Origin of the sequence: Microbacterium sp. EF45047 (assembly GCF_028472845.1) — a bacterium.
GTDB lineage: Bacteria > Actinomycetota > Actinomycetes > Actinomycetales > Microbacteriaceae > Microbacterium > Microbacterium neungamense.
In genome coordinates this window covers 1,053,327-1,074,676 of sequence record NZ_CP069429.1, presented here as the reverse complement: position 1 = coordinate 1,074,676, position 21,350 = coordinate 1,053,327, and the positions used below count along the sequence as shown (strand labels likewise).

Genomic DNA, 21,350 nt, shown 5'->3' with positions numbered 1-21,350 from the left:
CATCCTGGGTTTCGTTCCTATCGGTTTCCCTGTCCGGCGGTCGCCGGGAGGCCTGATTCGAGGTCAGCGTAGTACGCGTCCTCGATCTCGATCGGGGTGCGCATGCCGAGTTCGCCGTGCAGGCGTTGATGGTTCCACCACCACACCCATTCGAGCGTCGCGAGCTCGACCTGCTCGACGGTCCTCCAGGGGCCGCGCTGGCGGATCAGCTCGGTCTTGTAGAGGTTGTTGACCGCCTCGGCGAGGGCGTCATACGAGTCCCCGACGGTTCCCGTCGAGGGTGTTGCGCCAAGCTCGACGACCCGGTCGGTGTAGACCATCGACATGTAGTTCGAGCCGTGATCGGCGTGATGGATCAGCCCGTCCAGCGGGCCGTCCGCGCCCCAGGCGGCCATGTCCAGCGCTTGCAGCGGCAGCACCTCCGCGCGCAGCGTCGCCGCGACGTTCCAGCCCACGATCCGACGTGAATAGACGTCGGTGACGAACGCGACGTATGCGAAGCCCGCCCAGGTGGCCACATACGTGATGTCTGCAACCCAGAGTCGGCGCGGCGCGTCCGCACGGAACCGCCGCTGGACGAGGTCCCGCGGTAGGGCCTGCGCCTTGTCCGGCCTGGTCGTGAACACCTTCTCCGACTTGCGAACCCCACGCACTCCCGCGAGGCGCATGAGGCGCTCGGTCTGGTCGCGGCCGATGTCCCACCCCTGCCGTTTCAGGAGAGCATGCATCTTCCGCCGCCCGTAGACGCCGTAGTTCTCCGCATGCAGCCTGGCGACCTCGGGCACCAGCAGCTCGTCGCGCAGCTGCCGGGCGGAGGCTATACGGGTCTTCGCGGCGCGATACCCGCGGGACGTGATGAATCCTGCACTGCCGGGCGCAGCGTCCGGCAGATGAGCTCGACCCCGAACCGCTCTCGATACTCGTCGATGAAGCGGATCATCTCGGTCAGGGCCGGTCGAGCTCCTTCGCGAAAAACACGCTCGCAGCCTTGAGGATCTCATTCGCCTTTCGCAGCTCGGCCACCTCGCGGCGCAGGCGCTTGTTCTCCTCAGCGACATCGCTCGGGACACCGGGCTTCGCGCCGGCGTCGACCTCGCGGCGGCAATGCCACACCCGCAGCGTCTCCGCGCTCATGCCGAGGAGCCCCGCAACATGCCGCACGGCGGACATCAGATTCGAGTGCTCACCGGAGGCCTTGGCCTCATCGAGCATCCGCAGCGCGCGCTCGCGCATCTCGGGAGAGTACTTCTGGTTCATCGTGTTCCATCCTTGCTTCAAGAACGGAACGAAACCCAGGATGCTTCTATGTGTTGTCAAGTCCGCTCTGCTCGCTGAGGCGGCGGTAGAGCTGGCGGGCTATGTATCGCTTGAGTGAGCGGCGGATTTCCTTGGTGGTGCGTCCTTCGGCTCGTCGGCGTTCGACGTAGGCGCGGGTCGGCGGGTGGTGCGACATTCGGGTCAGCGCGATCGACGATAAGGCTCTGTTCAGACGCCTGTCGCCTCCTCGGTTGAGGCGATGACGGGTGGTGTTTCCGCTCGAGGCGGGCACGGGACTGACGCCGGCGAGCACGGCGAACGCTGCTTCGGAGCGGACCCGGCCGGGGTGTGACCAGGCGGCGATGATCACGGCCGCGTTGATCGCGCCGATCCCGGGCTCGTCGAGCAGGATTGCGGCGTCGCTGGCGGCGACCAGCGCGGTGATCGCGTCACGGTTAGCAGCGAGGTCCTCATCGCAGACGGCAACCCGTCGGGCCAGCCGGATCGCTTCCCGGCGGGCTGTCGCGGTCGCGAGGTCCTCCTGTCGCGTGCGCCAGGACTCGATCGCCGCGAGCTGCTTCTTGGTGAGCGAGGCGCGGGCGTCGATGCCGAGGTCGACCGTTCGAAGCAGCGCGGTCAAGGCGTTGATCGACCTGGTGCGTTCGAGGTTGATGAGGTCGCGGGCGCCGATCAGCACCCGCAGCGCCGCGCGGACTCCCGCGTCCTGACGCGGATCACGGAGGTTGTCGGCATCGACGCCGAGCACGGAGCGGGCGATCAGTTCCGCGTCGATCTCGTCGCTCTTGCCTCGTCCGCGACGTTCACGTGCCGCTGTCGGGAACGACTCCACGACCCGGTAGCCGGCGTCCTGGCATGCTCTCGCGAGCCGGGCGCCATACGAGCCGACGCCCTCGATCGTTACGAGCACATCGGCCAGCCCGCTGGTGCGCCGAGCGATCCACGCGACCGCGCGTGATAATCCCGCCGGCGTCGTCGGGAAGGTCCGAGTGTCCACTCTGGCGCCAGTGCGCGCGTCGAGCACGGCGAGAGTGTGTGTTCTGGAATGGGTGTCCGCGCCGATGACATACGCGAACGTGTTTGCGACGATGGTCATGGTGACCGTGATCCTCTCCACTGGGTTGACGTCACTGCTGGCGTCGACCCGGGAATGGTCACTTCGAGGCAGGCCTGTAATGGGCCACGACCGCCGTGAACGGTCGGGCAAGCTTCTGATCAAGCCATCGGAGTGGGCAGGGTCGGCGCCGGCACCCACCCGGCCGGACAGATCCTGGGAAAGGCACCCCGCCGAAGCGGGAGGCCAGGCGATTCAAGAGTCACGACCAGACGGAGCACCAGCACCCACCCTGCCAGCCGACCCCAGGCCAGCCACTTCAGAGACTTACAGCCGATTCATGTGGACCGCGACAACCCGCGTCCCGGATTGCGGCGCTGGGTGGCCGTGAACACGGCGACCGGTGAACGCTCGGTCTGGAGGGAGGCGTGGATGAGCGTCCACCATCACGGCTCGGTGACGGTCACCGCGGCTGTCGGCGGGCATCGCATGAGCAACGATGGGTACTTCGATGGCTGGCAAGTGGAGCCTGCCGCCATCGAGTGCGCTGTCGCTGACCTGATGGCGCTCATGCGGACCACAGCCGGGGCGACCACCCAAGACGAGTACGATGTGCGCCTTGGGATCGAGTGGACCGGCGAGCAGCCGTTGACGATCCTGACGAAGGACAACATGGGCTTCACATACGACGGCGTTTCAGTCCCGTTGCACCGCTACACCCCGTGCGTCAGGATGGGGTGAGACACCAGCACTGCTGACCTTCGCACTGCACGGGGCGAGAACGGACCAATACTGAGATGACGATGACGGTTGCTGACGTCGGCACCGATGATGGGGCTATGGCTCCTCGTGCTGACCGGCCCAAGAGGCGGACGTTCACCGCCGAGTTCAAAGCGGCGATCCTGGCCGAGTACGACGCCGCGGACCGCTCTGGGCGTGGGGAGATCCTGCGCCGGGAGGGCCTGTACACCTCCCACATCATCGAGTGGCGCAAGGCCGCGGCCGCCGGCTCGCTGTCCGGGCTGGGCAGCAAGCCGCGGGACCGGCGCGAGCGGGAGCTGCAGGCGCTACGGGCCCGGGCGGAGAAGGCCGAGGCCGAGCTGGCCAAGACCAGGGCGGCGCTGGACCTGATGGGAAAAGCACACGCGCTCTTGGAGACGCTCTCCGAGAGCGCGGACAAGCCGCCGCGGTCGCCGCGGTGATCAACCCGGCCGTCGACGGGCTGGCCGAGCACGTCGGCACCGCGGCTGCGTGCGCGCTGCTGGGTCGCTCCCGCGCCAGTCACTACCGGGCCAAGAACCCGCCACCGCCACGTCCACGGACACCGCGGCCGGCACCGGCGAACAAGCTGTCCGCCGCCGAGCGGGCCCACGTGCTGGCCGTGTTGACCAGCCAGCGGTTCGCGGACAAGTCGGTCGCCCAGGTCTGGGCCACGCTGCTGGACGAGGGCACCTACCTGTGCTCGATGTCCACGATGCACCGGATCCTGCGCGAGCACGACATGGCCGGGGAACGGCGCCGGCAGGCGAGCCACCCGCCCCGGACCCGGCCCGAGCTCGTCGCGACGGCGCCGGGGCAGGTGTGGAGTTGGGACATCACAAAGCTCAAGGGGCCGGAGCGGGGCGTGTACTACGACCTGTACGTCGTGCTCGACATCTTCTCCAGGTTCGTCGTGGGCTGGACCATCGCGGCCCGCGAGGACGCCGAGATCGCCAAGAACCTGCTCGAGCACGCCATGGGCATCCATGGCGTGCCGGAGGCGATCCACGCCGACCGCGGGACCTCGATGACCTCCAAACCGGTCGCTCAGCTGCTCGTCGACCTCGGGGTGGCCAGGTCGCACTCCCGCCCGCACGTGTCGAACGACAACCCTTACAGCGAGGCGGCGTTCAAGACGCTGAAGTACGCCCCGGTCTTCCCCGAGCGCTTCGGGTCCCTGGCCGACGCCGGCGCGTTCGCCGAGCAGTTCTTCGCCTACTACAACCACGAGCACCGCCACTGCGGGATCGGGCTGCACACCCCCGCCAGCGTCCACTTCGGCACCGCCGGGCAGGTCCGCGCCCAGCGCCAGGCCACCCTGGACGCGGCCTACGCCGCCCGTCCCGAGCGCTTCGGCCACCGCCGACCCCAGGCGCCCAAGCTGCCCGAGGCCGCCTGGATCAACCAGCCCTCACAGGAGGCCCTCATACAGACCGCCTGACGGAATCTGTCTCACCCGCCTTGACACTTTCCGACACGCCGGTCGAGACCACCTAAACGCCATTGAGCCGGCGGCGGACTGCTTCTGGCACGTTCACGACTTCGCTCAGGACTGCGTGAACCAGGGCGGCATCTCGAACGTGCTGATGATCCAGCCGCCTGCCCGCGAGGAGTCTTAGTTCCGCCCCGCCTCTCCCACGGTGGTGACCGTCTCTCGACATGCGGTGACGGTCGTTCGTCTTCTCGGAGCGGGTGCGTCTACGTTGTCGGCGTGAGCGGCCAGCCTTGTCCAATCTCTGGAACGGACTCAGAGAGCACGGCGACCTCAGTGGCCTTGCCGACACGATGCGCCGAATAGTGGAGCTCGAACTCTCGACGGCGGCGTGCCGCGTAGAGCTCCGCTACCTGTGGAGCATTGTCGTAGGTAAGAACCCACGGTCTATCTGCGACGGAGTTGAGGACTCTCGCAAGGTCTTCGTGGTCGGTTGCAGAGAAGGCGTTGAGGTACAACGACCCGGCCTTCTCGAAGTAGGGAGGGTCGGCGTAAATGAAGACATCGTCTTTCGGGGCGTACTCAGAAATGACTTCGATGCCATCGCGCGACGTCGGGACGATGTTGTCCGCATAGAGCGACAGTATGCGGATACGTTCAGCGAGGCCATCCCGGTTGAAGCGGGCGTCGATCTTGTAGTTGCCCGTTTGGTCTAGCCCGCCGATCGGGCCTCCGTTGAGCACGCCGGACCTGTTCGTGCGATTGAGATAGAAGGTGGCGAATCCGAGCTGCGACAGATCGCTGGTGTCTGCGGCGACGTAGATTTCGCGCTGCCGCCGCCACTCGGTGACGTCGAGCTTGGTCTTGTGGATTCGTTCGATCAGCCATCCGGGCTCGGACTGAACCGTCGTCCAGAATGCATGGATGGCCGGGTCGAGGTCGTTAATGACGACGCGCTCTACTTGCCCCGTGACTAGAAGACTGAGGCCGGCGCCGACGCCGCCCGCGTAGGGCTCGACGTAAGTGCAGCCTACCAGGTCCATGTCCCGGATCATTTTGCGAAGGCGCGAGTACAACGCTGATTTGCCGCCGGGGTACCGGAGCGGTGAGATTCGCGGGCGGCGCGTGGAGACGCCGATGGCGCTCGCCGTCATGGCTTCATCACGTATCTCATGATCGAGTCGATGGAGGCCCACATCGAGAACGCTTGGTCGGGATCGACCAGGAAGTGGTGGTTGTGGTTGATCGCATTGAGTGAGTCACCCGAGTTTGTGTAGGTCACGAGCTTCCCTGTCCTGACGCCCTCGATGACCTGGATCAAGTACTTCGGCCCGTTCGCCTTGGCGTAGTCCAGCAGCCAGTTCAAAGCGTGGCTGAGCTGGACACGGCCGTTCTGGTTGTTCCCGGAACCCTTGATGTCGATCGACTTCGCCTCCGCGTACGCCTTGATCGACTTCTCCAGTACGGCTCGGATCATGAGGAAAGTGGCGTTAGGGAACTTCTGCACGTCGACCTCGGATAGTTCGCCGAGTAGCAGTTTCAACCCTTCGGGGTAACTCGCGGGAGCCTTGATCTGCCCGAGATCGAGGTTCCTAAGCTTCTTCTTCGCCGGAGGCTTCGGCCCTATCGGGCCAGGCGCACCACTCGGAGGCTTTCCGGGACCGGGTCCTCCCGTGGGCGGAGTCGGCGTAGAGCCGGGGCCACCAGACGGCGGGTTTCCCCCTCCGCCGGGACTCGTCCCTGTAGTGGCGGTCGTGGGGTCAGACGGAGCTGCTTCGCCTGCGTCGGCAACGATCTGACGCAGTTCCTTCATGAGTTGCGTGTAGCGAGGACTAGAAACCGAGTTCAGGCTGCGCGTGTTGATGTTCTCCTCATGCATCCCGCGGACGATCGCGGTAGCAACGTCCTTGAAGACTGCGTCCGAGAGCGTCTTCGTGACGTTGCCGTTCGAATCCATCGCGAGCCCAGTCAGGTCAAGGAACTCCTTCGACTCGTAGATGCGCGCCAGCGTCGATAGACCCCTGGCCCACTTTTTCGTTGCAAGGAAGTCTTGAAGTTCGGCCTCGTCGTAGTGCACGGACTTGAAGAGATTGATGATGTGCGCGCGGAAGACGAACTTGCGAACGTCGATCGTGGGGTACCTAGTCAGAAGTTCCGGCAACTTCCTTCCCGCGTCGATCTGTGCCTGGAAGAACGCCGCCTGCCTGCTGGGGCTCCAAGCCCGTCGCAGGTTCCCGGTGTGGATAGCCGCGATCAACTGATCCGCCTCGGTCTGGTTAGGTGCGACCATGACCCGGACCTTCGCAAGTGCGGAGCGATCTGGCAGAAGGGCTGCCAACGACGCGACTCGCGCCTGATAGTCGGGAACCAACATCGGGTTCTGGATGGCTTTGAGCGCAGCAAGACGGCGGTTTCCCTCCACCATCACGTACTTACCGCGTCGCTTGAGGACGACCGGAGTCTCGTGCGTTAGATAGCCGACCTTGCAGATGCCCTCGACAAGGCCCAGCGCATCTTCGTTGACGAACAGGTCTTCAATGATGTCCGCTTCGACCTTCGCGTCTGCCACTTCAAGGCGGACGTTCTTCGGGTCGAGTTGGACTTCCTTCAAGACGTCCAGCTCAATCTCGGGCCATTTCGATGTGTCCAGCATCAGCAGCGACCCTCTGCGCTCTGCGATTCAGACGACGCCCTTACAGTCTCAGTCATCTTGCTCCGTTCCCGTCTGCGGTAGTGAGCCCCGGACATACGCGAGGACATCGCTCCTGACGAAGCGCCAAGCGCGCCCCACCTTCTCCCCAGGTAGTGACCCGGCACGCGCGAGCGCGAGCACGGTCTTGGTGGAGCCTCGCAAGAGCGCCGCTGCCTCTTCGGCAGTCAGGACCTCGTGATCTTCCGGCACCTTCTCGTAGCCTCCTTGAACGGGATGCAACTTCACGCTACCAGCGTAGAGGCGACCGCGCACCCAGCGCGGGACGCGTGGTGAGGGTGGCCTGAGCGCGGAGCTTCATGATCGTCGCCGGCGACGGGCGCCGCCCATGCTCGGAGACGTAGCGGTCGATGAGGCGATCCGTCTCGGCGTCGATGTGCCGGGCGCGGGTGGAGAACTCCTTGACCAGCTCCTCCGGCACCGCGGCGATCGCCCAAGCCGGGTTCCGATCCCGCCCCGCGTCCCGCGCCTCCCATCCCACGCCGAATGAGCGGGTGAGGTGGTCAGCGAAAACGGCCTCGTGCAGCTCCGACAAGGCGACGGTCGCGGCGTGCATCGGGCGGCCGTCGAGTGAGCGCCACTTGCCGTCGAGGACGGTCTGCACCTTGTTGCTGATGACGATGTGCGTGTGCAGGTGCGGGTCGCCCGCCCGGGAGTCGTAGTGATCGAACGCGGTAGCGATCAGCCCGGTGACATCGACCTGTGCAACCGCGCCGTCACGGGCGGTTGCGCCCGTGACGGCGCGGTTGCAACCTCCCGTTCCATGAACGCAACCACCTCCGCAACCGCCGCGTGATGCGCGTCCGCGATGAGTGCCTGAGTGCCCGCGTCCGCAACGGCCCAGAGCACCGAGGCGGACTTCGGGATGGAGAAGGTGAAGTCGTAGCCCGCAACCGCTCGCCGGGTTCCGCGGGCCTGCTCATCCGCCTCGATGGCCGCGATCGCCTCCGCACGCCTCGCCGGGCTGAGGCCGGGATCGAGCGCGGCGGTGCGTTCCGCGATCCGCTCGGCCACGGACTTGAAGGCCGGATACGCCAGCCCCAGCGGGGCACCCGTGACGGGGTGCCGGCCGAGGCCGAGGAGGAGTTCGAGCTGGGTTTCGGAGACAGGATCGCCCTCCGCGATCATCCCGCCGAGTGAGGCGACCCCGCCGCCGAGCCAGCGGCCCGGTGGCGTGCCCGCCTCCGCGTAGTAGCGGGTCAGGGGCGTCGAGAGGGAGCGGTCGCCGTCGCCCGCGACAACGCTGCGCAGCAGGTACTTGTATCCATCGCCCGCGCTCATCACGCGCATCGAGACCGTCACGCCCGCCCGCCTTTCTCTGCTCGATCACGAGGTGAGCGAGAGCCCGCCGGAGGCCGGCTCAACCTCGACCTGCAAGAGGCGTGGTGGCTCTGAGGCGTGGTGGCTCCGAGGCGGGTCGGAGGCGAAGAGCTCTGAGCGTGGGGGGTGCCCCTATGTCCTCTGTCAAGCGGCGAGGGCGGGTTGGGCTGGTCGCGGTTGGTAGAGGGTGCCGTCGCGGAGCATGGCGTAGAGGACGTCGGAGCGGCGTCGAGCTAGGGCGATGAGGGCCTGGTTGTGGCGTTTGCCTTGGGCGATCTTGCGGTCGTAGTAGGCGCGTGATTCGGGGTCTCGGAGTGCGGCGAACGCGGAGAGGAACATGGTCCGTTTCAGGATCTTGTTCCCGCGCCGGGAGGGATGCTCGCCGCGGATCGAGGTGCCGGATCGTCGGGTCACGGGTGCGAGGCCGGCGTAGGCGGCGAGGTGCCCGGCAGTGGCGAAGGTCTTGGTGGTGACTTCGGTGAGGAGCCGGGCTGCGGTCCTGACGCCGACTCCGGGCATGCTCGTCAGGACCGGTTGAAGAGGGTGAGCGTCGACGATCTTCTCGACCTCGATGGCGATCTCATCACGCTGCCGTCGCAACGCCTGGAGCTGCTCTGCGAGCCTGGGGAGCACCAGCGCGGCGGCGTCGGTGCCGGTCACCACGACGGTCTGCTCGCCGAGCGCGGTCATGATCTCTGCCGCCCAGACACGACCTTTGCGGGGCGCGTTCTTCAGCAGCCGGTTCCCTAGCCGCTTCTCACCCGCAGTCTTCATCGCCGCCGGCGACGGGTAGCGCTGCAGCAGGTCCAGGATCGCGGGGTGATCCAGCCGCGGCCCGAGCACGCGTTCCAGCGCCGGGTGGATTTGGGTGAGCAGACCCCTGATCCGGTTGGAGACCTGGACGATCTGACCGGCGAGGTCGTCGTCGAACCCGCAGAGCATGCTCAGCTCCGCGACCTTCTCGTCGGCGACCTGGATCGACCGGAGCGTGTGCGGCATGGTGCGGGCCGTTTCGGCGATGATCGCCGCGTCTCTCGCGTCGGTCTTCGCCTCACCGGGATGCAGATCCGCGATGCGCCGCATCGCCAACCCCGGCAGGTAACCAACGAGAGCACCTGCGGCTTGCGCGACCGCGACCGGGAGTGCACCGATCGTCGCGGGTTGATCTACGACCAGCAGCACCACGCCATGCGAGGCGAGCTGGTCGATCACCGCCCGCAATTGGCGCTCGTCGTTCGGGAGTGCTCGGTCGAATAGTCGCTTGGCTTCCCGGTCGAGCGCGACCGCGTGATGCTCGCCCTTGCCGACGTCGAGCCCAACGAACACGTCGACCTCGTCGTATCTGTCGATGCTGGTGACCACTTCGTCCTCCGCTTCACTCGTGACGGCGTCCGCGGCGGCGCGTCTCGGCATCCACGTTACGAACGGCCTCGAGCATGCTCGGGTCCAGCCCCTATCAGCGATCACACACCGCCAACCAGGCCCGGTGACAACACCCCCCCCCGGATCATCGAGGACAGGGGGCAGCAATCATGCCGGGCCCGGCAGGCCGTCACCGCCCAGCATGGCCGCCGAACGGGTCACGAAGAAAGTAACGGGTCGGGGCTGAGGCGCGACGAACTCGGGCGGGCGCGAGCACCTGACAGGTGACCAGCCCGGTCATCAGTCGCACGCGACGACGGCCGGGGATCACCGATCCGCCGGACTCCTCATGCATCAGCCGAACAAGCGAACGACGACCGTCGTCTACGGGTCGGATCGCTGTTCTCCGGCTACGGCGGACTCGACCTCGCCGTCGAGGAAGTCTTCAACGCTCACACGGTGTGGTTCTCTGAAATCAACGAGCCCGTCGCACGTGTCTTCGCCCAACACTGGCCCGACGCCCCGAACCTCGGCGACATCACGACGATCGACTGGAGCTCCGCCGAGCCCGTGGACATCATCTGCGGGAAGATGGCCGGCCTCACTCCCGGCACCCGCTCAGGCCTATGGGCGCACATGGCAACGGCAATCGACGCGCTGCACCCCGAATGGGTCGTCATCGAGAACGTGCGCGGGCTGCTTTCGGCACAGGCCGTCATCCCCGACAAGCGAGACCAGATCGCCGCACGAAAGCGCCGCGGCAGCCGTGGCGGCCGACCACCCGGGTTCGACGGCGACGCCTACCGCGGCCGCAACGTGATCGAGCGATTCTTCGCTCTCGCCAAGCAATGGCGCGGCATCGCCACCCGATTCGACAAGCTCGCGATCACCTACCGCGCCGGCGTCACACTCTGCGCCATCCTCACCTGGGTACGCCTATTGGGAGACACGCCCTAGAGAACTGCGCCGACATCTACGCCCGCTGCGACGACACCAACCGCCGCCTGTGCAACCAGGCGTTCTTCACCAAGGTCTACGTCGAGGAAGACGACGAGCTGCGCGTCGAGAACGCGCGCCCCTTCGAGATGCTGCTGGACCCCGAAGTCAACGCCGACGTCCTGACCTGGGCCGCGAACGCCGACAAGGCCCGAACCTCAGCCCTTGATTCTCTGGGCCAAGGTTCGAGCCTTGTGCGTTGGGTGCACCCCCTGGGACTCGAACCCAGAACCCACTGATTAAGAGTCAGTTGCTCTGCCGATTGAGCTAGAGGTGCGTGGTGCTCTCAGCACCGAGGAAATACGTTACCAGTCGGCCGGGTGCGCGACAAATCAGGCGCGTCCCGGGCGCGTCCGCGCTCACCGGCACAGCGGCTTCTCGACTCGGTCCAAGTATTCTGTGGGGGTGACCGTCTCCCCCACCGCCACGTCCATCGACGCCGACCTCGCGCTGGCTCTGCGTCTCGCCGACGCCGCGGACGCGCAGTCCCTGCCGCGGTTCGACACCGCCGACCTCGAGATCTCCACGAAGGCCGACCGCTCCCACGTCACGGACGCGGATCTCGCGACCGAGCGCGCGATCCGCGACCTGCTCACCGCCGAGCGTCCGGGCGATGGCATCTTCGGCGAGGAGTTCGGCACCGAGGGGGACGCGCAGCGGCAGTGGATCATCGACCCGATCGACGGCACCGCGAACTTCCTCCGCGGCGTGCCGCTGTGGGGCACGATGATCGCACTCGCCGTCGACGGCCTGCCGCGCCTCGGCGTCGTCAGCATGCCCGCCCTGGGCCGCCGGTGGTGGGCCGCCGAGGGTCTCGGCGCGTGGACCGGGGACGCTGCGGAGCCGCGCCGCCTGCGGGTCTCCGCCGTGGACACCCTGGAAGACGCCAGCGTCAGCTTCCAGAGCATCGGGCAGTGGGCGGATGCCGGGCGGCTGCCGCAGCTGCTCGCCCTGGCGGACCGGGTCTGGCGCGACCGGGCGTACGGCGACGTGTTCAGCTACATGATGCTCGCCGAGGGCCGGCTGGAGATGGTCGCCGAGTTCGGGGTCAAGGAGTACGACATCGCCGCCGCCGTCGCGATCGTCCGCGAGGCCGGCGGCCGGATGACCGCGTTCGACGGGGCCGAGACGATCGCCGCCGGTTCGACACTGGCCAGCAACGGCATCCTGCACGACGCCTTCCTCGAGCTGTTCCGCGCCGCCGAGCGCGCCTGACCCCGCCCTTTCCGAACCCATGACCGCTCGCATCCCCGCAGCCCTCGGCGTCCTCGCCCTCCTGGCCGGTCTGGCCGCGTGCGCCGCCGCCGCGCCGCCCGCGCGCGAGACCTCCGGCCCGTCCTCCGCGCCGCGGGAGGACCTGCCGGCGGTGACCACCGCTCCGGAGCCGGTGGAGACCACCACGCCGCCGACGGAGCCCACCTGCGAGACGCTGATCTCCCCCGCGACCGTCGAGGCGCTCACGGCGCAGGGCTGGACCGCCAAGGAGAAGGAGTTCCGGATCGGGGCGATGCCGCCGCTGGAGGGCGGGATGCTGTGCCTGTGGTCCGACTACTCCACGGCATCCGACCACGGGCAGATGTACGGCTGGGCGCCGATCGACGCCGTCACCGCCGCGGAGGCGCAGCAGACACTGCTCGCCGAGGGGTGGCTGCGCGACGACGACACCTCCGGCGTCTACATCACGGAGGACCCGCAGTACGCGATCGCCGTCGACGACGAGGGCTACGGGATGACCTACCTGTTCGGCGACGGCTGGGTGACCTTCGCCGACACCAAGCAGGGCCTGCTGCTCATCGAGGGGCGCTGAGCGGCGGAACGGTCGGCCGTCTCAGCGCCGTGCGGTCACTGCTGGCGGCGCGACCACGAGTCGCTGCGACGCGTGGCGGAGCCCGCCTGGCGCATCACCCAGGCCAGGGAGAGGCTGACCAGCAGGATGCCGGCCGTGAAGACGACGCCCTGCGCGGCCGGGAGACCGTGCGCGAAGCCGGTGAGGAACACCCCGCCGAGGAACAGGATGATGAACACGATGAAATCGACCACGTCGAGACCTCCTGGAATCCGGCTGCCCTCTCAGCTTAGCGGGAACGCCGCCACGGCCCTCGCGCATCCCGGCGGTCCCGCTGCGGCGCTAGGTTGGGAGCGATGAGCCTCTCCGATCCCCGCAGCGCCCGCCGTGGCCGTCCCGGCCACGATCGCGCTCATGTGCTGAGCACGGCCGTCGGCCTGTTCAACGAGCAGGGCTACGATGCGACCTCGGTGGCGGACCTGGCCCGCCGGCTCGGGGTCACCAAGTCCGCGCTCTACCATCACTTCGACTCCAAGGAGCAGCTGCTCGAGATCGCGCTGGAGGACGCTCTCGGCGCACTCGAGCAGGCCCTGGACGATGCCCTCGGCGAGCCGACGCCGGCGGCGCGTCTCAGCGAGGTGATCCGCGGTGCCGTCCGCGTGCTCATCGACAAGCAGTCGGAGGTGACCCTCCTGCTGCGCCTGCGCGGCAACAGCCCGGTGGAACTGGCGGCGCTGGAGCGGCGGCGCGCCTTCGATCACCGCGTGACGCAGCTGGTCCGCGATGCCCAGTCCGAGGGTCTGATCCGCGGCGATCTGGACGCCGGCACCGCCACGCGCCTGGTCTTCGGGATGATCAACTCCCTCGTCGAGTGGTACCGGCCCGGCGGGCGGATCGACCCGGAACTGCTCGCCGAGGAGGTCCTGGCGGTGTCCATGGACGGCCTGCGCCCGCGCCGCGAGGACTGATCGCACAGCGCCCCACGGGCATCCGTGCACCAGGTGCGAAGAGGCCGCCCCGTGCGGGACGGCCTCTCGGCTGACACTCCGTGCGACAGCGGTCAGTGGAGCTGGGGGGAATCGAACCCCCGTCCGACGCTGAGTCTCCACGCCTTCTCCGGGCGCAGTCTGTGCGGACGTTCTGCTCGGCCCCGACCTTTGTCACAGACACCTAAGTCGACGGGCCCAGTCCGGGAAGAGTCCCGCGTGACGTCCGGACGCCGTCACGCAGCGAGATTCCTAGATGACGCCAGGATCCGTACCGGAATCACATACGGTCTGACGGACTATCGGGCTCGCTCAGGCGGCGAGGGCGAAGTCAGTGCGCTTTGCATTGGCACTTATTGTTTTGCAGGGAGCGTTCACGAGATGACCCTGCATCCTCGGCCCGCTTCTCGTGGATTCACAGGCGCCGTCGAAACCGATCAGCCCCGTGGACCTTCTCGCGAAGGAGCCGCTGTCGCACTGTGGAGTTGTCGATCGGATGCCGGGGCACCCGAGCACCACAGACTATAACGGATCGCGGGCGGAAGCTATTCCGGCTCTCCCGGCGGCCTCGGCGTAGAGTCGCTTGCATGAGCGAGGTCATCATCACGGTGCGTGGCGAGCACACCGCCCGCATCTCCCCGGAGCGCGCCACGGTCCACCTGTCCGTCTCGATGGAGGGTGCCGACCGGGCCGCCGTCGTCGACCGGACGCTGTCGCTCGCCGCCCCCGTGCGCGACAGCATCACCGAGCGCCTGCAGGGCGGCAGCGTCGCGGAATGGTCGAGCCGGCGGCTCACCGTGCGCGCGGACCGGCCGTGGAACTCGAACGGCAAGCGGCTGGCACCCGTCTACCGCGCGGCCGTCGACTTCACCGCCACCTTCGTGGACCCCTCGGAGATGTCGCTGTGGACGACAGAGCTGTCGGGGTGGGACGGCGTGGCGGTCGGTCACGTGGACTGGCACCTCACACCGGAGACCGAGGCGGAGACGGAGCGCACGGTGGCCGCCCAGGCCGTGGCCGTCGCGGTCGCCCGCGCCGAGGCCTACGCACAGGCGCTCGGGCTGACCTCCATCACACCGCTGGAGGTCGCCGATCGCGGGCTCATCTCCTCCGGCCCCGAGCTGCGCTCGGCCGTGGCGCGCGGCGCCGCCTTCGCCGCGTCGCCCGTCGGCGCTCCCGCCATGGAGTTCCAGGCCGAGGACATCACGGTCTCAGCGACGGTGGAGGCGCGTTTCCGGGCTGCCTGAGCGCTAGTCCGCTTGCGGGGAGTCCGCTGCCGGCGAGTCCTTCTCGGGCGAGTCGTCGCCGAGGGAGCCGTCCTCCGTAGTCGTCTCCGCGCTGGTGAACGGTGCGAGATCGGCCGCCAGCCGCTCGGACACGTGGGCGTGGATCGCCGTACCGCCCTCCTCGTGCTCCGCGGAGAGCAGCACGCCGCTCTCGTGCACGGCCGAGACGAGGTCGCCGCGGTCGTAGGGCACGAGCGCGCGGACCTCGACCGCCGGCATCGGCAGCGCCGCCTCGATCGCCTGACGCAGTTCCGCGATGCCCTCGCCGGTCCGCGAGGACACGAAGTGCGCGTCCGCGGCGAGGCCTCGCAGCACCAGACGGTCGTCCTCACCGAGGAGGTCGGCCTTGTTGAACACGATGATCTCGGGGATGTCGCGCGCGCCGACGTCGCCCATCACGTCCCGGACCGTCTGGATCTGCGCGGCCGGGTCCGGATGCGAGCCGTCCACGACGTGCAGGATGACGTCGGCGTCGGCGACCTCCTCCAGCGTGGAGCGGAACGCCTCGACGAGCTGATGCGGAAGGTTCCGCACGAATCCGACGGTGTCGGTGAGGGTGTACACCCTCCCGTCCGAGGTCTCCGACCGGCGGACGGTGGCATCCAGCGTCGCGAACAGCGCGTTCTCGACGAGCACGCCGGCGCTGGTGAGCGCGTTCAGCAGGCTGGACTTGCCGGCGTTGGTGTAGCCGGCGATCGCCACCGACGGGATCGTGTTGCGCCGGCGCTCGGCGCGCTTGGCCTCGCGGGCCGGTGCGAAGTCGCGGATCTGCCGGCGCAGCTGCGCCATGCGGGTGCGGATGCGGCGGCGGTCGAGCTCGATCTTCGTCTCACCGGGTCCGCGCGATCCCATGCCCGCGCCGCCGGCGCCCACCTGGCCACCGGCCTGGCGGCTCATCGACTCGCCCCAGCCTCGCAGGCGCGGCAGCAGGTACTCGAGCTGCGCCAACTCCACCTGCGCCTTGCCCTCGCGGCTCTTGGCGTGCTGGCTGAAGATGTCGAGGATGACCGTGGTGCGGTCGATCACCTTGACCTTCACGACGTCCTCGAGAGCACGGCGCTGGCTCGGCGCCAGCTCGGTGTCGGCGATCACGGTGTCGGCACCGGAGGCGGCGACGATGTCGCGCAGCTCCTCCGCCTTGCCGCGGCCGAGGTAGGTCGCGGGGTCCGGATGGGGGCGCCGCTGCAGCAGCCCGTCGAGCACGACGGCACCTGCGGTCTCGGCCAGGGCGGCGAGCTCGCGCAGCGAGTTCTCGGCATCCGTCTGCGCGCCCTGCGGATACACGCCGACGAGCACCACGTTCTCCAGACGCAGCTGGCGGTACTCGACCTCGGTGACGTCCTCGAGTTCGGTGGAGAGCCCGGCGACGCGTCGCAGAGCGTGGCGGTCCTCGAGATCCCACTGGGTGCCGTCCGCATCCGTGTGCGTGGCGGTCGCGGCATCCTGCAGCGCCTGGGCGGCACCGAACACGCGCGCCTGGGTGCGCTGCTCGGCGTTCGCGAGCACGCGCTCGAGCGTCTCGTCGGTGTTGTCGTCGTCGGTGGGTTTCGTCATCCGGTCCTGAACTCTGCTTCTCTCTTCGGCGCCTTAACCTTAGCCCCGCTGTCCGGTACGCTCGCGGTATGGGGTCAGACCACTACTTCAGTGCGGCCCCGGCAAGTGCGGAGAACCTGCGGACCATTCGCGTCACCCTGGCAGGGCGAGACCTCGAGATCACCACCGCGAGCGGTGTGTTCAGTCCCGACCGCCTCGATGCCGGAACCGCCGTGCTGTTCGCGAACATGCCGCCGCTGCCGCCGGGCGGCGACTTCCTCGACCTCGGATGCGGCTGGGGCCCGATCGCGCTGACCATGGCCCTCTCCTCGCCGCACGCGACGATCTGGGCCGTGGACGTCAACGAGCGGGCGCTGGATCTGACCCGGCGCAACGCGGAGGCCCTCGGCCTCACCAACGTCAACGCGGTCACTCCCGACGATGTTCCCGACCACGTGCGGTTCCGGACCATCCGCTCCAACCCGCCCATCCGGGTGGGCAAGAACGAGCTGCACAGCATGCTCGAACGCTGGATCCCGCGGCTCGCCGAGCGCAGCGACGCGTGGCTGGTGGTGCAGCGCAATCTCGGCGCCGATTCGCTGCAGCGCTGGATGGCGGCCACCTTCGCGCCCGGCTTCAGCGTGTACCGCGCCGCCACCGGCAAGGGCTACCGGGTGCTGAAAGTGCGTCGACACGGCACACCGCCGACCGCCCCGATCGTGCTGCCGGACTGAACCGGCCCCGGCGAGCGCCGGTCGACGTTTCAGTGCAGGTCGATCTCGCCGCGGTAGACGAGCTGCGCCGGGCCCGAGAGCGCGACGTGCTCGCCGTCCTCTGCGGGGAACATCCGCACGCCGAGCACGCCGCCGGGCACTTCGACGCGCCAGTGGTGCGGCGCCCGCTCCCCTGCCCAGTACCGCACCGCCAAAGCGGTCGCGGCCACACCCGTGCCGCAGCTGAGCGTCTCGCCGACGCCGCGCTCGTGCACCCGCATCCGCACGTGCCCGACGCCGTCGCGCACCAGCGGCTCGGCCGGCACCACGAACTCGACGTTCGCACCGGCCGGGGGAGCCGGGTCGAGGATCGGCGTGGGGTTGAGGTCCAGCCCGGCGAGCTCCTCCTCCGAAGCGAGCGCGACCACCACGTGCGGGTTGCCGACGTCGATGCCCAGTCCCGGGCGCGCCACGGACAGCCCGGCGGCGCGCGCGAGCGGCTCCCCACCCGCCAGGCGCCACCGGCCCAGGTCGACCTGGTAGCCGTTCTCCGAACGCATAACGTCGCGCACGCCCGCGCGGGTGCCGATCGGCAGCGTGGATCCCGGCTCGAGGGAGGCCAGCCCGGCGCGCAGCAGGTAGTGCGCGAAGACACGGATGCCGTTGCCGCACATCTCGGCCACCGAGCCGTCGGCGTTGCGGTAGTCCATGAACCACTCCGCATCCGGCTCCTCGGCCAGAGCGGCGGCGCCCTCGGGGAGCGCGGCGGAGCGCACCACGCGCAGCACGCCGTCCGCGCCGACGCCGAAGTTGCGGTCGCACAGCGCCGCGACCTGATCCGGCCGCAGGTCGAGGGCGCCGTCGGGGTCTTCGATGATGACGAAGTCGTTGCCGGTGCCGTGCCCCTTGGTGAATGCGACCATGCCGACCAGTCTAGGGAGCGCGGAGGACCCGGTACCGCCCGCACAGGAAACCGCGGTTGTGGGCGTGGTCGACGAGCTCCAGGTCCAGCGCACGGGGAAGCACCGGCGACCCGGCGCCGAGCGTCACCGGCGCGTACTGCAGCCAGACCTCGTCGAGCAGCCCGGCATCCGCGAACTGGCCCGCGAGGTCTCCGCCGCCCACGATCCAGAGGTCCTTTCCGCCGGCCGCATCCGTCATCTCTGCGTGCACCGTGCGGACGTCGGCCTGGGTGAGGCGCACGTCGGCGCCGTCCGGCAGAGCGAGGTCGCGGTGCGTGAACACCCAGGTGGGCTGGGTGTAGCCCCATCGGCCGTTCTCGTGCCGCATCACCCACTCGTAGGTGGACGCGCCCATCGCGAGCGCGCCGATCGACTCGATGAACTGCGTGTACGACATCGGGCCGCCAGGGTCGAAGTCCTGCTTCAGCAGCCAGTCCAGCGAGTGCTCCGGCGTCGCGATGAATCCGTCGAGGCTGGTCGCCGTGAAGTAGTGCGTGGTCATGACAGGATCATGCCCCCGTCCACCGACATCGGGCGCGGGTCAGAGCCCGAGATCGGAGAGCGCTGCGCCCGCCTCGGGCCCGGACGGCAACCAGGTCACGTCGCGGTAGCGGCGGAACCAGGAGACCTGGCGACGGGCGTAGCGGCGGGTCAGCGCCTGCGTCTCGGCGATCGCCTCCTGCTCGCTGCTCTCGCCGCGCAGCTGCGCCAGCGCCTGGGCGTAGCCGATCGCCCGCGACGCGGTGACACCCTGTTCGAGGCCGGCGGCGCGCAGGCGGGCCACCTCGTCGAGCATCCCGTCGCGCCACATCCGCTCCACGCGGCGGTCGAGACGCTCCACGAGCTCCTCACGAGGCGCCTGCAGACCCAGCAGGCGGGTGTGCGGATGCCACAGCGCCGGCTCCTCGGGCAGGGCCGCGCCGTGGGTCGCACTCCCCTGTTCGACGATCTCGAGTGCGCGCACGACGCGACGGCCGTTCTTCGGGTCGATGCGAGCGGCCGTCGCCGGATCAAGGGCACGCAGCCGGTCGAAGAGGGCGCCGGGGCCGTGCGCCTCGAGCTCCGCCTCCAGGCGGGCGCGGAGTTCGGTGTCCCGCGGCGGGAAACAGAAGTCGTAGATCACGCCGGAGACGTACAGGCCCGACCCGCCGACCAGGATGGCGTCGCCCCCGCGTGCGTGGATCTCCGCGATCGCGGCGCGCGCGACCGGCTGGAACCAGGCGACGGCGGCCTCCTCGGTGACCTCCCGCACGTCCAGGAGGTGGTGCGGGATGCCGCGCCGCTCCTCGGGCGGGAGCTTCGCGGTGCCGATGTCCATGCCGCGGTACAGCTGCATCGCATCGGCGTTGACGATCTCGGCCGGGTTGCCCCGTGCACGGAGCCCTTCGGCGAGGTCGAGGGCGAGATCGCTCTTGCCGGTGCCGGTCGCGCCGACGACCACCCAGAGGCGCGGCATCACTCACCCCCGCTCTCTGAGACCCCGGCTTCGCGCCGACACCCCGTGGCATCGGTGCCGGCAGCGCGGGGTCTCGATGGCAGCACGGGGTCTCGACGAAGGGCGGCGCGGGCTCAGTGGCCGACGGGACGGAGGGTCGGCAGCCCGAGGGAGACCGGCCGCGGGCCGCCGGCGGCGGTCGGGGCGGGCACGGCGCAGGACTCGGCCTGCGCGCGGTCCCAGGCGTCGCCGCCGCGGGTGCGTCGGATGCGCAGCGGGGCGCCGGTGGGGTCGTCGGCCAGCAGGTGGAAGGGCGCCGCGTGCGACACGGTGACCGTGACCACGTCGCCGGGCCGCGGGATCTCCGAGCCGGGCGTGACCTCGAAGTGCACGAGCCGGTTGTCCTCGGCGCGGCCGGTGAGCCGGTGTGTCTCGGCATCCTTCTTGCCCTCGCCGACGGAGACGAGCACCTCGACCTCGCGGCCGACCTGCTTCTGGTTCTCCTCCAGGGAGATGCGCTCCTGCAGGGCGATGAGGCGGTCGTAGCGCTCCTGCACCACCTCCTTGGGCACCTGGTCCGCCATCGTGGCGGCCGGGGTGCCCTCGCGGATGGAGTACTGGAAGGTGAAGGCGCCAGAGAACCGCGACTGCTCGACGACCCGCAGGGTGTCCTCGAAGTCCTCGTCCGTCTCGCCCGGGAAGCCGACGATGATGTCGGTGGTGATCGCGGCGTGCGGGATGCGCTCGCGGACGCGGTCGAGGATGCCCAGGAACCGCTCGCTCCGGTAGGAGCGGCGCATCGCGCGCAGGATGCGGTCGCTGCCGGACTGCAGCGGCATGTGCAGCTGCGGCATCACGGCCGGCGTCTCGGCCATCGCGTCGATCACGTCGTCGGTGAAGGCCGCCGGATGCGGGCTGGTGAACCGGATGCGCTCCAGGCCCTCGATCTCTCCCGCCGCGCGCAGCAGCTTGCCGAACGCCTGCCGGTCGCCGAACTCGACGCCGTAGGAGTTGACGTTCTGACCGAGGAGGGTGACCTCGATCGCGCCGTCCTCGACGAGGAGGCGGATCTCGTTCAGGATGTCGCCGGGGCGGCGGTCCTTCTCCTTGCCGCGCAGGCTGGGCACGATGCAGAAGGTGCAGGTGTTGTTGCAGCCGACGGAGATGGACACCCAGCCGCTGTGCGCGGAGTCGCGCTTGGTCGGCAGCGTGGAGGGGAAGGTCTCCAGGGACTCGAGGATCTCCAGCTCTGCCTCGCCATTGTGGCGGGCGCGCTCGAGCAGTCCGGGCAGCGAGCCCATGTTGTGCGTGCCGAAGACGACGTCGACCCACGGGGCCTTGTCGAGCACGGCCTGCTTGTCCATCTGCGCCAGGCATCCGCCGACGGCGATCTGCATGCCCTCGTGGCGGTCCTTGCGGGACTTGAGGTGGCCGAGCGTGCCGTACAGCTTGCCGGCGGCGTTGTCGCGCACCGCACAGGTGTTGATGATGACGACGTCGGCTTCCTCGCCCTGGGCGGCGCGGACGTAGCCGGCGCTCTCGAGCGATCCGGACAGCCGTTCGGAGTCGTGCACGTTCATCTGGCACCCGAAGGTGCGCACCTCGTACGAGCGGCGACGCCCGTCGGATGCGATCGCGGCCGACGAGGGCGCGATGATCGTCGGTTCACTGCTCGGAGTAGTCATGATGACTGCCATTCTACGAGCGCCGCCCGATCCCCGGGCGCGACGCGGACAACCCG

At 68.8% G+C, this 21,350-nt stretch carries 18 protein-coding genes, 1 tRNA gene, 1 other RNA gene and 4 pseudogenes; 9 read left to right on the top strand and 15 right to left on the bottom strand.

Annotated features, from left to right (window positions below; genetic code table 11):
- Nucleotides 1–17 precede the first annotated feature (17 nt).
- A pseudogene (locus JRG78_RS05115) lies at nucleotides 18–1,257 on the bottom strand (IS3 family transposase).
- 46 nt (nucleotides 1,258–1,303) lie between these two features.
- Nucleotides 1,304–2,371: an IS110 family transposase gene (locus JRG78_RS05110; protein WP_259606526.1), complete on the bottom strand. Its 1,068-nt coding sequence runs from the start codon at nucleotides 2,369–2,371 to the stop codon at nucleotides 1,304–1,306.
- Nucleotides 2,372–2,671: 300 nt separating this feature from the next.
- On the opposite strand from JRG78_RS05110, the gene JRG78_RS05105 reads away from it, so the two are divergent.
- The gene (locus tag JRG78_RS05105) at nucleotides 2,672–3,070 is read left to right on the top strand and encodes a hypothetical protein (RefSeq protein WP_259607936.1); all 399 of its coding nucleotides are present in this window, start codon (nucleotides 2,672–2,674) and stop codon (nucleotides 3,068–3,070) included.
- 62 nt (nucleotides 3,071–3,132) lie between these two features.
- Nucleotides 3,133–4,529 (top strand): IS3 family transposase gene (locus JRG78_RS05100; protein WP_370428832.1). Its coding sequence is split into 2 segments (ribosomal slippage): nucleotides 3,133–3,469 and nucleotides 3,469–4,529, totalling 1,398 coding nucleotides; the frame shifts between segments, so codons are not numbered across the junction.
- Between the two features lie 257 nt (nucleotides 4,530–4,786).
- Here the strand turns inward: JRG78_RS05100 and JRG78_RS05095 are convergent.
- The 5 genes and pseudogenes from JRG78_RS05095 to JRG78_RS05075 all read right to left on the bottom strand — a co-directional run bounded on the left by JRG78_RS05095 (nucleotide 4,787) and on the right by JRG78_RS05075 (nucleotide 9,963).
- Nucleotides 4,787–5,674 carry a DNA adenine methylase gene (locus JRG78_RS05095; RefSeq protein WP_432806437.1) on the bottom strand — a complete coding sequence of 296 codons (888 nt, stop codon included), beginning with the start codon at nucleotides 5,672–5,674 and terminating at the stop codon, nucleotides 4,787–4,789.
- On the bottom strand, nucleotides 5,671–7,173 hold the full coding sequence (locus JRG78_RS05090; protein WP_259607934.1) for a hypothetical protein: 1,503 nt from the start codon (nucleotides 7,171–7,173) through the stop codon (nucleotides 5,671–5,673). Before JRG78_RS05090 ends, JRG78_RS05095 begins: the two co-directional genes overlap by 4 nt.
- Nucleotides 7,174–7,221: 48 nt before the next feature.
- A complete protein-coding gene (locus tag JRG78_RS05085; protein ID WP_259607933.1) occupies nucleotides 7,222–7,458 on the bottom strand; it encodes a helix-turn-helix domain-containing protein in 237 nt (78 codons plus the stop codon).
- Between the two features lie 16 nt (nucleotides 7,459–7,474).
- A pseudogene (gene mobF / locus JRG78_RS05080) lies at nucleotides 7,475–8,532 on the bottom strand (MobF family relaxase); the annotation flags it as partial.
- A gap of 162 nt (nucleotides 8,533–8,694) precedes the next feature.
- The gene (locus JRG78_RS05075) at nucleotides 8,695–9,963 is read right to left on the bottom strand and encodes an IS110 family transposase (protein WP_239541894.1); all 1,269 of its coding nucleotides are present in this window, start codon (nucleotides 9,961–9,963) and stop codon (nucleotides 8,695–8,697) included.
- A gap of 282 nt (nucleotides 9,964–10,245) precedes the next feature.
- Here JRG78_RS05075 and JRG78_RS05070 point away from each other — a divergent pair.
- A pseudogene (locus tag JRG78_RS05070) lies at nucleotides 10,246–10,608 on the top strand (DNA cytosine methyltransferase); the annotation flags it as partial.
- A 12-nt stretch (nucleotides 10,609–10,620) separates the two neighbouring features.
- Nucleotides 10,621–10,869: pseudogene (locus JRG78_RS05065) on the top strand (IS5/IS1182 family transposase); the annotation flags it as partial.
- Between the two features lie 243 nt (nucleotides 10,870–11,112).
- On the opposite strand, the gene JRG78_RS05060 reads toward JRG78_RS05065, so the two are convergent.
- Nucleotides 11,113–11,185: transfer RNA gene (locus JRG78_RS05060), tRNA-Lys, on the bottom strand.
- Between the two features lie 128 nt (nucleotides 11,186–11,313).
- Here JRG78_RS05060 and JRG78_RS05055 point away from each other — a divergent pair.
- Nucleotides 11,314–12,123, top strand: coding sequence for an inositol monophosphatase family protein (locus JRG78_RS05055; protein ID WP_259607932.1), 810 nt, complete (start codon nucleotides 11,314–11,316; stop codon nucleotides 12,121–12,123).
- A gap of 19 nt (nucleotides 12,124–12,142) precedes the next feature.
- Nucleotides 12,143–12,715, top strand: coding sequence for a hypothetical protein (locus tag JRG78_RS05050; protein ID WP_259607931.1), 573 nt, complete (start codon nucleotides 12,143–12,145; stop codon nucleotides 12,713–12,715).
- A 35-nt stretch (nucleotides 12,716–12,750) separates the two neighbouring features.
- Here the strand turns inward: JRG78_RS05050 and JRG78_RS05045 are convergent, their stop codons facing one another.
- Nucleotides 12,751–12,948 (bottom strand): hypothetical protein, encoded by a 198-nt coding sequence (locus tag JRG78_RS05045; protein WP_259607930.1) that lies wholly within the window; start codon nucleotides 12,946–12,948, stop codon nucleotides 12,751–12,753.
- 102 nt (nucleotides 12,949–13,050) lie between these two features.
- Here JRG78_RS05045 and JRG78_RS05040 point away from each other — a divergent pair, with 102 nt between their 5' ends.
- On the top strand, nucleotides 13,051–13,662 hold the full coding sequence (locus JRG78_RS05040) for a TetR/AcrR family transcriptional regulator (RefSeq protein WP_259607927.1): 612 nt from the start codon (nucleotides 13,051–13,053) through the stop codon (nucleotides 13,660–13,662).
- A gap of 93 nt (nucleotides 13,663–13,755) precedes the next feature.
- Here the strand turns inward: JRG78_RS05040 and ssrA are convergent.
- Nucleotides 13,756–14,125, bottom strand: a transfer-messenger RNA (tmRNA) gene (gene ssrA, locus JRG78_RS05035).
- A gap of 142 nt (nucleotides 14,126–14,267) precedes the next feature.
- On the opposite strand from ssrA, the gene JRG78_RS05030 reads away from it, so the two are divergent.
- Entirely contained in the window at nucleotides 14,268–14,927 is a 660-nt protein-coding gene (locus JRG78_RS05030) for an SIMPL domain-containing protein (protein ID WP_259607926.1), read from the top strand.
- A 3-nt stretch (nucleotides 14,928–14,930) separates the two neighbouring features.
- On the opposite strand, the gene hflX is transcribed toward JRG78_RS05030, so the two are convergent.
- A complete protein-coding gene (hflX, locus tag JRG78_RS05025) occupies nucleotides 14,931–16,520 on the bottom strand; it encodes a GTPase HflX (protein WP_259607925.1) in 1,590 nt (529 codons plus the stop codon).
- Nucleotides 16,521–16,588: 68 nt separating this feature from the next.
- On the opposite strand from hflX, the gene JRG78_RS05020 reads away from it, so the two are divergent.
- On the top strand, nucleotides 16,589–17,233 hold the full coding sequence (locus tag JRG78_RS05020; RefSeq protein WP_259607924.1) for a class I SAM-dependent methyltransferase: 645 nt from the start codon (nucleotides 16,589–16,591) through the stop codon (nucleotides 17,231–17,233).
- Nucleotides 17,234–17,262: 29 nt separating this feature from the next.
- Here JRG78_RS05020 and dapF read toward each other — a convergent pair whose 3' ends face one another.
- The 4 genes from dapF to miaB form a co-directional block, all read right to left on the bottom strand.
- The gene (dapF, locus tag JRG78_RS05015) at nucleotides 17,263–18,135 is read right to left on the bottom strand and encodes a diaminopimelate epimerase (RefSeq protein ID WP_259607923.1); all 873 of its coding nucleotides are present in this window, start codon (nucleotides 18,133–18,135) and stop codon (nucleotides 17,263–17,265) included.
- 10 nt (nucleotides 18,136–18,145) lie between these two features.
- Nucleotides 18,146–18,676 (bottom strand): dihydrofolate reductase family protein, encoded by a 531-nt coding sequence (locus JRG78_RS05010; protein WP_259607922.1) that lies wholly within the window; start codon nucleotides 18,674–18,676, stop codon nucleotides 18,146–18,148.
- 39 nt (nucleotides 18,677–18,715) lie between these two features.
- A complete protein-coding gene (gene miaA, locus JRG78_RS05005) occupies nucleotides 18,716–19,630 on the bottom strand; it encodes a tRNA (adenosine(37)-N6)-dimethylallyltransferase MiaA (RefSeq protein ID WP_259607921.1) in 915 nt (304 codons plus the stop codon).
- A gap of 113 nt (nucleotides 19,631–19,743) precedes the next feature.
- Complete coding sequence (gene miaB / locus JRG78_RS05000; RefSeq protein WP_259607920.1) at nucleotides 19,744–21,294, bottom strand: tRNA (N6-isopentenyl adenosine(37)-C2)-methylthiotransferase MiaB; 1,551 nt, start codon at nucleotides 21,292–21,294, stop codon at nucleotides 19,744–19,746.
- Nucleotides 21,295–21,350: the final 56 nt, after the last annotated feature.